This is a genomic window from Desulfobacterales bacterium (genome assembly GCA_034003325.1).
Lineage (GTDB): Bacteria > Desulfobacterota > Desulfobacteria > Desulfobacterales > JAFDDL01 > JAVEYW01.
In genome coordinates this window covers 13,266-26,573 of the sequence record JAVEYW010000025.1, presented here as the reverse complement: position 1 = coordinate 26,573, position 13,308 = coordinate 13,266, and the positions used below count along the sequence as shown (strand labels likewise).

13 protein-coding genes and 1 pseudogene are annotated in these 13,308 nt (G+C 50.8%); 8 read left to right on the top strand and 6 right to left on the bottom strand.

Going from position 1 to position 13,308, the window contains the following annotated elements; all coding sequences use genetic code 11:
* The first annotated feature begins 10 nt into the window (after positions 1-10).
* A complete protein-coding gene (locus RBT11_19340) occupies positions 11-766 on the top strand; it encodes an SOS response-associated peptidase (GenBank protein ID MDX9788937.1) in 756 nt (251 codons plus the stop codon).
* Here the strand turns inward: RBT11_19340 and RBT11_19335 are convergent.
* From RBT11_19335 to RBT11_19320, 4 genes are all read right to left on the bottom strand, one after another.
* Complete coding sequence (locus RBT11_19335) at positions 747-1,208, bottom strand: GIY-YIG nuclease family protein (GenBank protein MDX9788936.1); 462 nt, start codon at positions 1,206-1,208, stop codon at positions 747-749. The two genes, RBT11_19340 and RBT11_19335, sit on opposite strands and share 20 nt — an antisense overlap.
* A gap of 146 nt (positions 1,209-1,354) precedes the next feature.
* Positions 1,355-1,588 carry a hypothetical protein gene (locus RBT11_19330; protein MDX9788935.1) on the bottom strand — a complete coding sequence of 78 codons (234 nt, stop codon included), beginning with the start codon at positions 1,586-1,588 and terminating at the stop codon, positions 1,355-1,357.
* A 421-nt stretch (positions 1,589-2,009) separates the two neighbouring features.
* Positions 2,010-2,321 carry a hypothetical protein gene (locus tag RBT11_19325; protein MDX9788934.1) on the bottom strand — a complete coding sequence of 104 codons (312 nt, stop codon included), beginning with the start codon at positions 2,319-2,321 and terminating at the stop codon, positions 2,010-2,012.
* Between the two features lie 446 nt (positions 2,322-2,767).
* Complete coding sequence (locus RBT11_19320; protein MDX9788933.1) at positions 2,768-2,923, bottom strand: hypothetical protein; 156 nt, start codon at positions 2,921-2,923, stop codon at positions 2,768-2,770.
* An 889-nt stretch (positions 2,924-3,812) separates the two neighbouring features.
* Here RBT11_19320 and RBT11_19315 point away from each other — a divergent pair.
* From RBT11_19315 to RBT11_19290, 6 genes and pseudogenes are all read left to right on the top strand, one after another.
* Positions 3,813-4,058: pseudogene (locus RBT11_19315) on the top strand (CRISPR-associated endonuclease Cas1).
* A gap of 116 nt (positions 4,059-4,174) precedes the next feature.
* Positions 4,175-4,261 (top strand): CRISPR-associated endonuclease Cas1, encoded by an 87-nt coding sequence (locus RBT11_19310; GenBank protein ID MDX9788932.1) that lies wholly within the window; start codon positions 4,175-4,177, stop codon positions 4,259-4,261.
* Positions 4,258-4,386: a hypothetical protein gene (locus RBT11_19305; protein ID MDX9788931.1), complete on the top strand. Its 129-nt coding sequence runs from the start codon at positions 4,258-4,260 to the stop codon at positions 4,384-4,386. Before RBT11_19310 ends, RBT11_19305 begins: the two co-directional genes overlap by 4 nt.
* Positions 4,387-4,709: 323 nt before the next feature.
* The gene (locus RBT11_19300) at positions 4,710-4,928 is read left to right on the top strand and encodes an RNA-binding S4 domain-containing protein (protein ID MDX9788930.1); all 219 of its coding nucleotides are present in this window, start codon (positions 4,710-4,712) and stop codon (positions 4,926-4,928) included.
* Between the two features lie 73 nt (positions 4,929-5,001).
* Positions 5,002-6,027 carry a 23S rRNA (adenine(2503)-C(2))-methyltransferase RlmN gene (rlmN, locus tag RBT11_19295; GenBank protein ID MDX9788929.1) on the top strand — a complete coding sequence of 342 codons (1,026 nt, stop codon included), beginning with the start codon at positions 5,002-5,004 and terminating at the stop codon, positions 6,025-6,027.
* Positions 6,028-6,070: 43 nt separating this feature from the next.
* Complete coding sequence (locus tag RBT11_19290; protein ID MDX9788928.1) at positions 6,071-6,934, top strand: hypothetical protein; 864 nt, start codon at positions 6,071-6,073, stop codon at positions 6,932-6,934.
* Between the two features lie 203 nt (positions 6,935-7,137).
* Here RBT11_19290 and RBT11_19285 read toward each other — a convergent pair whose 3' ends face one another.
* Positions 7,138-7,371 (bottom strand): hypothetical protein, encoded by a 234-nt coding sequence (locus RBT11_19285; protein ID MDX9788927.1) that lies wholly within the window; start codon positions 7,369-7,371, stop codon positions 7,138-7,140.
* A gap of 426 nt (positions 7,372-7,797) precedes the next feature.
* Here RBT11_19285 and RBT11_19280 point away from each other — a divergent pair, with 426 nt between their 5' ends.
* The gene (locus RBT11_19280) at positions 7,798-11,442 is read left to right on the top strand and encodes a bifunctional proline dehydrogenase/L-glutamate gamma-semialdehyde dehydrogenase (protein MDX9788926.1); all 3,645 of its coding nucleotides are present in this window, start codon (positions 7,798-7,800) and stop codon (positions 11,440-11,442) included.
* 27 nt (positions 11,443-11,469) lie between these two features.
* Here RBT11_19280 and RBT11_19275 read toward each other — a convergent pair whose 3' ends face one another.
* Entirely contained in the window at positions 11,470-13,272 is a 1,803-nt protein-coding gene (locus RBT11_19275; protein MDX9788925.1) for a KamA family radical SAM protein, read from the bottom strand.
* Positions 13,273-13,308 lie beyond the last annotated feature (36 nt).

The window sequence follows — 13,308 nt, the reverse complement described above, 5'->3', positions numbered from 1 at the left end:
TGCGAACAGCATGATGTTGCCCCGTCGCAACATTTTTGGGGGGATCAATATTCCAGAAAATCGGAGGGACCTTATGTGCGGACGCTTCGTTATATCCAGCTCATATGATTTTATTAAAAAATCATTCGCGATTGATTTTACGGATAGAGATATCACACCGAATTATAATGTCTGTCCGACACAACATATCCCGGCGGTACGTAATAAAAATGGTAAAAACATCCTGACGAAAATGCACTGGGGCCTGGTGCCCTCATGGGCAAAAGATAAATCAGCGGCGACGAGAATGATTAACGCCCGATCTGAAACCATTTCAGAGAAGCCGAGTTTTCGAAACGCTTTCAAGAAGCGGCGATGTTTAATTCCAGTAAATGGGTATTACGAATGGAAAGGGGATAAGGGGAATAAACAGCCATATTTCATTACGCCAACTACCGGGGTGCTGTTTGGCTTTGCCGGTTTATGGGAGCGCTGGACCGACAAAGAAGCCCCTGACAGTTCGCCATTTGATTCATGTACGATCGTAACAACAGCGGCAAGCATTGCCATAGAGCATATTCACACCAGAATGCCGTTGATACTGGACCCTCGGTATTATGATGCCTGGCTTAATCCCGAATTGGAGGATGTCGGCGAACTAAGGCGAATATTGCAAAGCGGCGCCGTTCAGGAAATGACATACTATCCGGTTTCAAAAGCCGTAAATCCGGTAAAAAACAATGGGCCGGAGCTGATTCAGAAAATCTCTATCCCACCTTTGTTTTGAAACCCCGAAAAGAGGGCTTATCCGGATAATGAAATAGATGGGACGAACATCGACAGTCAGAGCAGCCGAAGCCTTTCACTGGTGTTTGCGCCTTTTTTAGAAGACCAAGAAACTCAGCCCAGATATGCTCTACATTTTCAGTGTGATACCAGATTTCAATAATTTGGGTTTTAGCACGGAGGTAATCTATATGCCAATGGGGCCGATCTGATAGCTTCAAGTGGTGCCGGATACGGGCAACCAGTCCACCGGGACCAAAGGCACTCCCAACGTAGGCGTAATAACCGGAAGCGAAACGAAAAATTCCCAGCTTACCAATTCCCAGATCAACGGTCTGAGATGCGTACAAGATGAGGACATATGTTCCCTTGGCTTGTGGAAGTCGCAACTGATCAGGGTTTCGAGTTTGATCTATTTTTAAGACTTCCATCTGTTGCGTCATCCAATCTCATTCATCAACAAACCGTGAAACTTGGAATTATAACCCTCAACATCCCTAACCTTCATACCGGCAGCGGCCTTGTTGGCTTCTGCCGGTAATTTCGACTCTCTGCTCTATAAACGGTCGCCCGATAACTGAAAAAAATTTCATTGCGCACGCCTGCCGGAAGAACACGGAATGCTAAACCCCTGTGTCAAAGGCAAGGCAATGCCCGATGGCACCGGTGTCACCAACTGGATCCAGTGTGCGCTTAATGTGGGTGTCAATACCAGCAGGGGTATGATACGGCGTCTTAGCAACCGCTCCTCGTCAGCAAAAATGCGGATCAACTCTCTATAGGTGACCACTTCCGGGCCGCCGATATCAGAAAGTCTGACCATAAGTGGCCGTGTTGCACAAGCAACCGATCAGGTACCCTAAAACATTGGAAATAGCTATCGGCTGCGTCAGGGTATTGACCCATCTCGGAGTAATCATCCAAGGTAGCCGTTCAACCAAATAGCGTAGTATCTCAAACGACGCGCTGCCCGATCCAAGAATCATGGCGGCGCGTAGCAATGAGCTCTCATCCAGCACATCTCCCTGAACCAATATTACTCGCGGATTGCTGCCCCACGTCCGACACCAAGAGCCAAAAAACGAGGGATCAAGCGTCCGCCGACATATCCCGTTGCTCCTGTTACCAGCACATGGGCCTACGCCATTAAACAATTCCTTAGAATTACATGTGTTCTGAAAATTAACGGCCGATCGGTATCAAAGACCGATCAGCCGCTTGCAACCGACCATGCGCCGATGGTATTATCCTGGAATCGACACAGGTGCATATTTTCCAATGTATTCAATGGTTTCTTCGTATTTACCACGCATATTGATCGTGCCCTCCTCAATCTGTTTCTTGACCGGACTCCAATCCGAAGGGCATTCCGTTCGCAGCTGCTCAACCCTATCTGTCATCTCCTGCAATAAAATGTGCAAATCTTCCACATTTTGCAGAATACGTTCTTTTTCAGCACTGCCCAAACGATCCACTTTGCGTATCACATCGTAAAACTTTGCTTTCCAAGCGGTCATTTCGTTTTCCAGGCCTTTGCAATAGTCTTTCACGTCCATGGTAGCCTCCCTTTGTATGCGGTTAGATGATTTCCACCCGATCACGCATTCAATTCATTTGAACGGTGTTGCGGTGGATTCCAATAAGGTATAACGACCTTGGTTACCCAAACATGAAGAATACGATAGCAACGCGTGTTTGGAGCAAAATATAAAACATGGTGTCGTCAATTCAATAGCATTCGTTAAAATCGGATCGGAATGCAAAACAGACTGATTATCCCGATGCCCAGCGACCTATTCACGCAGGAAAAAAAATTACCGCCATGCGCTTTTGTGTTGCAAGCAAGCCGCTACCGTTGCATTCGTTTAGGCAAGCCGTTGCCATACCGGCCGATATGGTACATCGGGTTCAAATGATAATGGTTTTTGTCAATAATGATGCTCTCATCGTTTCGATTTAAAATCAATCTCAAATTGGAAACACCACAGGGCGATCGCATATCCTAGGTTGTTTTTTTCGGGACGCTGGATTGGGGTAATAACCGAAAGGCACCGGCATTGATCGACATGTAAAGGAATCCTTTCTTGGCATGCTCGGTTTCCCAATAGTTTGTCGAAAGGATCTCCGGTCCGTCGTTACTGATTTGAATCAGATTCATTTTCTTCTCCTATAATGTTTTTGCCTCGTAAGATCCTTGACACGATTCTGCGGACATTTTCGGGGGCGGTGGTGGATTAATAATCTTAAGCCTGACGATTCCTGAGATATCGACTCAAAAAACCTAAATATCAATCACATCATGAAACCTTTGATATGTCTGTAATATTACGGATAGGGCACATCTTAAAATGATAATGGGTCTTTATTTTTTGATTCCTATCCACTGCCCCATTTATACCCATGACCGATGGCTTGCATTATCAGCCTCCCGCCGCAGGCGATCGAAAGTTTTTTGATGCATGTTTTTCGGCTTGAACAGGATGGGTTTTGTCAAATCGGCGCTTGCTCCCAACCGATCCCTTATTTTCCAGGCTTTTCGCATAAGTCGGTCAAGCTCACTTTCCTGCTGGCTGGCGTATGCGAGGTCACAGCAGGGACGGCATAGAAAAAATTTCCCGGCGCCAACATCCGGAACCACGTCCACCCATATGCACCTCCAGTTTTTATCGAAATCATAAGGCAAATATAATCTTTTGCGAACCACCTTCTTGCATATGGTTTTAAAAATCGGATTGATAAACTGACTCGTTTGTTAAGATTCAAATAGTGTAACGCTTTTCACCCCGCCGCCATACCCCGCCCCCGAGTTTTTAATTTACCCCGCATATCCCGCCGTTTTTCGTCTCAACAGAATCTGAAAACCCCACCCCTTAATCCTGCGATTTCAAAGCAGGGATGGACAATAGCATCGCAGGCATTTACAAACAGGAAAAGCCCGAAAAGGCCATTTCGGGCTTTTAGGATGAACTTCGGTGTGAGTCCGGAAGCTCGGTACAACTTTTTTCGTTCCACACCTTCGGCATGTCTGTATAGAGTGGCGCCGAAAGATGAAAAATAGGTGCCGATTACGCCTTTCGGGCAAAGTTATTGTCGTTTTTGTGGCCCGGTCCGTGGTGACCGCCACCCTCATGCATCTGCAGACTGACCTGCCCCTTGAGAGGGTCCGTGGTTTTGAAGGTGAAGCGGCAAATGTTTATTTTGGCGTTTTCGATCATCTGATCGTTGGTCAGAAGGAAGATTTCCGGTTTTCGGGAAGAAACCGACGACCATCGCTTGACCGGGTCAACTGTTTGCTGTCCTTTCGCTACACCCTGCTGAGGCATGATGTGAACGCGGCGCTGGAAGCGGTCGGTCGGTTGGCTTTCTTCATCGGGATCGGCCGGGGAGGCGAGGGCTCGCACTGGATATCATGGAAGAATTCCGTCCGTTTCTGGCCGACCGATTGGCACTTTCTCTCATTAATCTTGGCCAGATTCGCGCAAAAGCTTCAAAATGATGGAGACCGGTGCGGTGGTAATGGATGACGAAACCCGGAAAAACCTGCTTACCGCTTATCAAAAGCGCAAGCAGGAAAAGATCATGCACCCCTATATCGATCAAGAAGGGCCACTCATTGTATGAATGGGCCTGCGCGAACCCCAAGCGGACAGCTTTTTTATATACGCCCCTATGTTTTTAGAAAATTACCCTTATACAAAAAGGAGGCTCGCAAAAATAGCCGTGAAAGGTGAGAAAAATAAGGATTTTGAAAGTGACGGTCCCCCCCCCCGCGCGGGGGCGTGGATTTAAACACAGGTATCTAAACAATCGCGGGAAGAGTGATCCAATATTACCCCTTCCATCAGCCATGCTTTTTCGTGTATGTTTCTGACAAAGGCCTAACCCGGCGAAGCTGGATTGTGGCGCGCGTGGTTAACGAACCTCTGAACCGAGTATTCTGCAGAATGAAAGAAATTGAAATATCCAAAGAGCCGATTGATCTCTATAAGCTATTGAAATTCGGAAATATGGTCGATAGCGGCGGCGAGGCGAAATATGTGATCTCTGAAGGGCGGGTTTTCGTTAATGGAACAATTGAAACCAGAAAACGGAAAAAAATCGTTTCGGGTGATGTGGTAGCATTTGGAAAAGAAAAAATTCTTGTGCAACTTAAACGCGAATAACCATCAGGTGGATTTAAGGAAGCTATGTGTCGGTTATCCCTTTTTGAAATCCGGCAATCGATCTCCGAATGCTATGAATTTACTTGGGCTTACATGCGACGAATTGACAGAGATGTTTCGCAGGCGCTATGGACGTGGCCTTTTTCATGCGGCGGCGGTGTACCGGGCGTTTTATCGTGACCCCTGCTTTGATATCGGCAAGCTGCCCGAGTTTGCGGCTTCCGGGGGGCTGGCCGAAGAGGTGGGGGCGGATTTGTCCATTCGGTTGCCGGAGGTTGTTCGGCAGGAGACATGCGAAAGGACGACCAAACTGGTGTTGCGCCTGGCCGATGGGTTGGAAATCGAATCGGTGGTGGTTCCCATGGCCAATCACACCAGCCTGTGCCTTTCCAGCCAGGCCGGCTGCCGTATGGGTTGCCGGTTTTGCCGGACGGGGCAAATGGGCTTTCAGCGCAATCTGAGGGCTGATGAGATCGTGGCACAGGTTTATGCGGTGAAAGTTTTGATGGGATTAAATGTGCGCAATGTGGTCTTTATGGGCATGGGGGAACCGCTGGATAATTTCGATGCGCTGATTCGGGCGATTCGTATCTTGGAGGATCAGCGGGGGTTGAACATCGCCAAACGCCATATGACGGTTTCCACGGTGGGCCTCGTCGAAGGCATTCGGAAACTGGCGGCGCAAAACTGGCCCCAGCTTAAACTGGCGGTCTCCCTGAACGCCCCCAATGATGACGTGCGAAACCGGCTGATGCCGATCAATCATCGCTTTCCGTTGTCCCAACTCAAATCGGTACTTCAGGACTATCCCCTGGCGCGGGGCAATGCCTTGTTTTTCGAATATGTGCTGATTAAGGGGCAAAACGACCAGCCCGCGCATGCCGGGCAGCTATCCGCGTATTTGAAGGGACTTCCGGCCAAGCTTAATTTGATTTTATTCAATCCCGGACCCAATCTACCCTACCTGGCGCCGACCCCCGAGGATGTGGCGCGTTTTCATTGCGCCCTTGTCGCAGAGGGTGTTTTTGTACGCTTGCGAAGCGCCAAAGGCGCTGATATTCGTGCCGCTTGCGGTCAGCTCGGCCGAGCCAATATATGACAATACAACTCGTATCATAGAGACGGCGTTAGTTGGTGAAACAATGAAAAAAACAAATATGCATAAGGCAATCAGCTCATGTGTCGGTGTTTTGATATCGATACTGCTGTTCTTTTCTTCCGGCATCAAGCTACCGCTTTTAGATGCCCGGACGGACGATTACTTTCGGGTCGCCATCAGCAAAGCCGGCATCGCTTATGCGACATGCCGGGTGATCAATGCCTCTGTTTCAATGTTAAAGGCGTCGAGTTTGCAACTGCAGCCCGCAGGGGTAGGTGTATCATTGGCGATAGGGCAAGCATTGGACCCGATTGATGACATGACAGAGCGGGTGTCCGATGTGATCATAACGGCGATCACGTCATTAGGGGTTCAGAAACTGGCATATGAAATCAGCGTATCCCTTGTACCCCCGATCATTTCCGTCTTTCTTTTCATCTGGTCGATTTTGCTATGGTTCGAGCATGAGAGATTACCCCCCCTTCGGCGAAATATCCTTCGGTTTTTGTTGCTTGTTGCCATTGCCCGCCTTTGTCTACCCATATCCGCTGCAGCAAATGCGTTCGTCCATACCCATTTCTTTGCGGAGCAGATATCTGCAGCCAATAAGGCGCTGGCACTCGGGACGGTTGAGATCGATAAATTAAAGGATTTCTCTCTTCCGGAAATTGCCGGCGTGCTTGGTACTATCGAGAATAGCACCTCATTTCTTAAACGAAAATCCGTTGAGTTTAAAAATGCCCTTGTCGCCGCGATTGAGAATGCGGGAGATATCATCGAAAATCTTCTCAAACTGACTTTTCTGTATGTCGGGATTTTTTTGATTCAAGTGGTGATGCTGCCGGTGCTGTCGTTTTGGCTTATGGCCAAAACAATTTCGACCCTTTTTCAGATAAATATTCCGTAACTGATAGGTAGCCAGGAGACAGAATCCAGAATTCAGAATAAAAACAACTGAAGGCAGCCGGATTAATATAGTTGAATGAAGATTCAGGTGGTTAGTGCATTATTCCGTATTCCTGAGTTGTTACAATATTCCGGTGATATTGCATCATTCAGGGGCATCTCATAAACAAAATGGCCAATAGGCACCCCCTGCCATGACGACTTTTACGGGAAGGCCGAGAATTCTTCAATCACTCTATATATCCCCGGCACGGTAAAGGTAGTATCCGCCGGGGATATGTTTACCCGAAGACCGAGGTTTTCGCCGTGGAAAAGAGGGAGGTATCCGGCTTTTTCGATTTCGACGACCTCGGCCTGTTTGAACCCGAGCGCGTCTCCCACTGTCACCTCGTGTGCATTACCGTCTCTGTCCCCGATATCGGAGGAATACGCGTACATCCCCGTTTTGGTGAATTACAACTGAACGGGTCTGATGAATGGATTCGGCTGTTAGCGGTTGGGATGGGGGCCCAATGTGTAATCACTGAATTGCTGTATGGAAGAGATGCGCCTGGCAGCAATTCAGCGTCCGCATCAGTTTGAGTCACTCGAGCTCAGCAGAACAACCATAGACTGTTTTATAACATTTTTTTGAAGCAAGTAGGGTTGTTTGCAGAGTCCCTTTTGTTTAAAAAGTCAAACAAAAATAATGTGAATGAAATTTATCTTGAGAATGTTTCGTCATCCTTTGTAGTATCAGACATGCGGGGCAAGGATAATCTTAATTTTACCCGTTATATTCGGCAGGAAAGCAAGATGCCGCCCCCTCTGAGGGGAAAAGTTTTAAAAGCACCGGTGTTCGAAGCTGTAAAATGGAGCGAACCAATGGAAACGATAAACGAAAACGCCATTATACCGGAAGCGGTCGCTCAGGCGGCGTCCTGGCTGAATCGGGCCAATGCGCTGCTGACGCATGAGGAAAAAGCAATTCAAAAGCAGATGAAGCGACTTTTAAGCCATCCGATGGATAAGGTGGTGTTGACCCGCCTGATCGATCAGAGCTTTCGGTCTCATTCCAACAGCCGGGTGGCGGATCAGGTCGAAGAGTTGCTGCGGCACTACGGCGCGCCCGATTTTTTTTCCCGCGTGGAAAAATTATTGATGCAGATGTTTCAGGGGCTGGGGCGCTTTTTCCCCGATCTTCTGGTGCCCAAAATGATTGACCGCATGCGCCATACCAGCAGCCGGGCGATTATTCCGGGAGAGCCCGATGCGCTGCATGCCCACCTGCAAAAAAGAAGCGCTCAGGGCATTCGAATGAACATCAACCACCTGGGCGAAGCCGTGTTGGGAGAGGCGGAAGCGAAGGAGCGGCTGGAGACCTACATTCGGGATCTGAAAGATCCGGCCATCGAGTATATCTCGATAAAAATCTCCACCATTTATTCACAGATCAGCTCTTTTGCGTTTGATCACGCCGTGGAAGTGTTGTCGAATCGTCTCGCCGTGCTGTACCGGGTGGCGAAAGAAAATTACTTTACCCGCCGCAACGGCGAGCGAGTCACCAAATTCGTCAATCTCGACATGGAAGAGTATCGCGATCTTTGGATCACCTACCGTGCCTTTACTCAAACGCTTTCGCGGGAAAAATTCAAAGACTATTCCGCCGGTATCGTTTTGCAGGCCTATTTGCCCGATTCTCTTCTCATTCAAAAGGAGATGACCGCGTGGGCCAGGGAGCGGGTGGCTGCGGGCGGCGCCCCGATCAAGCTTCGCATCGTCAAGGGTGCGAACATGGAAATGGAGCTGCTTGAAGCCTCGCTGTTCAACTGGCCGCAAGCCCCTTATGACAACAAGCTTGAAGTGGACGCCAACTATAAGCGAATGGTCTGCTATGGCATGCAGCCTGAGAACATCGGAGTGGTGAATCTGGGAATCGCCTCGCACAATCTTTTTGAGCTGGCGTACGCCGGTTGTCTGGCCAAGGCGTACCGGGTGGAAAAATACGTTTATTTTGAAATGCTGGAAGGCATGGCGGATCATGTCCGGAGGGCGCTATCCGAAGAGATGGCCGATGTGCTTCTGTATGCACCAGTGGCGGCCAGGGAAGAATTCATAAACGCCATCGCCTATCTGATTCGGCGGCTGGACGAGAATACGACGCCCGGGAACTTTCTTCGCTATGCGCCGGAGTTGACGGTTGAATCGGAAGAATGGGCGTATTTAAAAGAAAAATTTCTTCTTTCCTGTGACGCTATGGAGAAAGCCCGCCTCGGTCCCAACCGGACCCAGAATCGGCAACATGAAAGCGTTTTACTGATGGGAACCTTTTATGACAACAGGTTCACCAATGAGCCGGATACGGACTGGTCCCTTGCCGCCAACAGAAGATGGGCCGAGACGATTCGGCGTGAGTGGAAAAAGGAGAAACCTGATGTGCCGGTGGAGATTCCGATCGTGATTGGCGGGGAAGCGCGTGTTTCCGGTCGTCGAATGGTTGACTGTTTTGATCCGAACCAGTATCCGAATCAAATTCTGGTGGCCCGGTATGCAACAGCCACGGAAGAAGACATTGACGACGCCGTGAATGCGGCCCGGCTGGATCCGGACGGCTGGCGGAAAACGAGCCTTCGGCAACGTCATGAGATTCTTTCCCGGGTGGCCGCGCAGCTAAGAGCTGCAAGGGGGAATCTGATCGGGGCTGCGGCCGCCGACACCGGCAAGGTGTTTACGGAAAGCGATGTGGAGGTGTCGGAAGCTATAGATTTTGCAGAGTATTATCCTTTTTCTGCCAAAGCCTTTGATGCCATCGGGTCGGTTTCGGCACGGGGAAAAGGGGTGGGCGTGGTGATCGCTCCTTGGAATTTTCCGGTGGCGATTCCCTGCGGTGGAATTGCCGTCGCGCTGGCTGCCGGCAACACTGTCATTTTTAAACCGGCCTCCGATGCGGTGCTGACGGCCTGGGAACTTTGCAACTGTTTCTGGCGGGCCGGCGTCAGCAGAAACGTACTGCAATTTGTGCCTTGCAACGGCAGTGCTGTTGGCGCCCGTTTAACCGGGCATGTCAATGTTGATTTCGTCATTTTAACGGGCGGCACGGATACGGGGCTTTGCATGTTGGAGAAGACGCCGGGCCTGTATCTGGCCGCTGAAACCGGCGGCAAGAACGCAACCATCGTAACGGATATGGCGGACCGGGATCAGGCCATCAAAAACGTGATCTATTCGGCGTTTGGAAACGGCGGCCAGAAATGCAGCGCCACCTCTCTGTTGATTCTGGAAAAACCGGTTTATGACGATGCTCACTTCAAGGAGCAGCTCGTGGATGCGGCCAAAAGTCTTCATGTGGGCACGGCGTGGGAGTTTCAGAATAAAGTCGGACCGCTGATTCGTCCGCCCGCCGGTGATCTGGCCCGGGCGCTGGCAACGCCGGCTCCGGGAGAATCCTGGGCGCTGGCGCCGACCTGTATCAACGGAAATCCCCGTTTGTGGACACCGGGCATCAAATACGGCGTGCGGCCCGGCAGCTTCATGCATAGGACCGAGCTTTTCGGCCCGGTGCTGGGGGTGATGTGCGCAGAAGATCTGAATCACGCCCTATCGCTGGTAAACGCTACCGGTTATGGGCTTACGTCTGGCATTGAAAGCCTGGACCAGCGGGAGCAGGCGGCATGGAAGGCGCAGATTCAGGCCGGAAACCTCTATATCAACCGGGGCACCACCGGCGCCATCACGCTGCGCCAGCCCTTCGGGGGAATGGGAAAATCCGCCCTCGGGCCGGGACTCAAAGCCGGCGGGCCGGATTATGTGGCGCAGTTCATGGACTTTGAGGACCTTCACTATCCGAATGTCGGCGTTATGCAAAAGGAAAGCGAGCTGCTGAAACTGGCTGATGCCTGGCAGCTGAAGGTGCGTTGGGGAAAAATGCCGAAGTTCCAGGAGGACATTTTGAAGGCGGCAAGCGCCGTGAGAAGTTATTTATTTCATATGGAAGCTCATTTCTCAAAAGAATTGGATTATTTTCACCTGCGTGGGCAGGATAATATCCTTCGGTATTTGCCGGTGGGAAAACTGCTCATTCGCCTTCATCCGTCGGATTCTCTCTTTGAGGTGTTGGCCAGAATCGCTGCTGTTCAAATTTCCGGTTGCGCCGGTATCGTCAGTGCGCCGCCGGACATGCCCGGTGAGGTAATGGAATTTCTCGAGACCGCCGACGGCAAGATTCTGTTGGAAGATACCCCCGTAGTGACCCAGCATGACGGCTCACTGATCGACTTGATGCCGCAGATTCATCGCATTCGCTATGCCGCGCCGAACCGGGTGCCGAAAGAAGTCTTTGCCGCGGCCGCCCGAACCGGATTCTATATCGCCCGGGCGCCGGTCCTGATGGAAGGGCGCATCGAACTTCTCCACTACTTGAGACAGCAAAGCATCTGTTGTAATTATCATCGCTACGGCAATTTGGGAGAGCGAGGATTGAGCCAAGCGGCATTGAAATCGGCTCAGCATGTTCCAAAAAAGTCTGCTTAACAAGGAGACGCCGGAAGCGAAACGTTTTCAGTAATAGTACCAGATACTGCCGTAATCCGTGATAGTTTCACCGATTGTCGCAAGCCGTTTCAGGTATTCCAATATGGGGACATCAACGCCTACATACGGCTTTCGGCGAGCGATCATTTTCTCCCACGGGTGGAATTCATAAACACGGGATCCATCCGGTAAAATCGAGATTATGTCCCGGTGCTGAAATGCGCGGACGTAGTTTTTCCCCAGGCCCGGCACGTTATAGACCGCTTCGTCGGTTCTGCGCGTGCCGGGCAGAAGTCTTGCTTCCTCTTTCTGCTCCTGAAGGATTCGGGCGAGCGGAACCCGGTATGCCGCGGTTTCCTCTTTGCCCTTGGGCACGAAGGTGTAATAAGGATCCACGCCGCAACGGCGCAGAAGCATGCGAAGACAGGCGGCTTCGAAGCGGCGGGAAACAAAAAAGGTGTAAACATGTTGATTATAGATACCGATACCCTCTCGTCGCAAGCGGTCCACAGCCGTCACGAATTCCGGCGTGACTTCGTAAGGGTGTTCCACATGGGTGACCAACGCGACTTCTCGAACGCCCGGTTTTCGGAAGGAGCCCAGGAGTGCTGCCAGATCCTTTGTGATCCGCATCGGCAAGGTGACAGGTGTCCGGCTGCCGATACGGATGAAATCCACGCTTTTGATGCCGGCAATACGGGAAAGGATATTATGTAATTTGTCGTCGGACATTACGAGGGGATCTCCGCCCGTTACCAGTACTTCCCGAATGGCGGGATGCTGCTCGATATAGGTGTATGCCTTTTCCAGTGTCTTTGGGTGAGCCATGGCCGTGGGCGCCATGGCTTCGTCGATTTCCCAGTTTCTCTGGCAGTACACACAGATTTGCGGGCAGGTGTTGAACGGCTTTAAAATGGCGATGGCCGGGTAACGGCGGGTCACGAGATCGACCGGAGAGGTATCGCGTTCCAGCATAAAATCGAAGGTTTTGGCCCTATCGAGACGTCCGGCGCCCATTTCCGACACATAGCTTTTCGGGGGAAGCACCTGCGCCCGTACGGCCCGGTCCCGGCCCCATCGGTCGTTACCGATATCATCGATATCGTCCATGAGGGAGAGGTAATAGGGGGTGATTCCGAAGGGGATTCCCAAGTCCCTGGCTTGGGCCACGTTTCGATTTTCCTCCTCGGAAAGCATTACCATTCGGGATAGGAGCCCCGGCTCTTTGACCACATGGTTGGCCTGCCAGGTCCAGTTTTCCCAATCAGCGGGGAGGGCATTCAGGGCACTTAAAATGGCACTGCGTCTTATTTCTCGCCTGTTAACGGCTTCTTCCGAAAGACCGTCCTCATATCGGTCCATCAGGGAAGTGACTCTTTCCCACATTCGGTCCAGGTCATCAGAGCGGGCGAGTGCGGCCTTTCTGCCTTTCATCTTTTCCGTTATGTCCACATCGGTGGGTGTCATGGCGCCGGCGCGGCCCTGAATGCCCCGGACAATGTGAATCATTTCAGCGAAGAAACCCGGCAACAGATCTGTGCGGGGTACGCCCCTGGCAATGTCCCATATGGCCTGCGCGACGCTGAAACCGGCTTTTTTGTCCGAATTTCCTTTTAAAACGCCGCGAAATGCACGAGCGCAATCCCGGACGATAAGCCGTTCGTCAAAAGGCACTTTTCGGGATTCCGAAAACGCTTCAAACTGAATGCTGGACACCTTGTTGAAAAGTTTGCGGCGCACATTACCCAGTGAGCTCGTATTTCGTATCAGGTCCAGAAGCGGCGCCGCTTCGTTGATAAAAATCTCTAACGTATAATCGTTGTCGTTCATTTTATACCCTCCTTCGTTTGAATCCGGCAGGCCCGT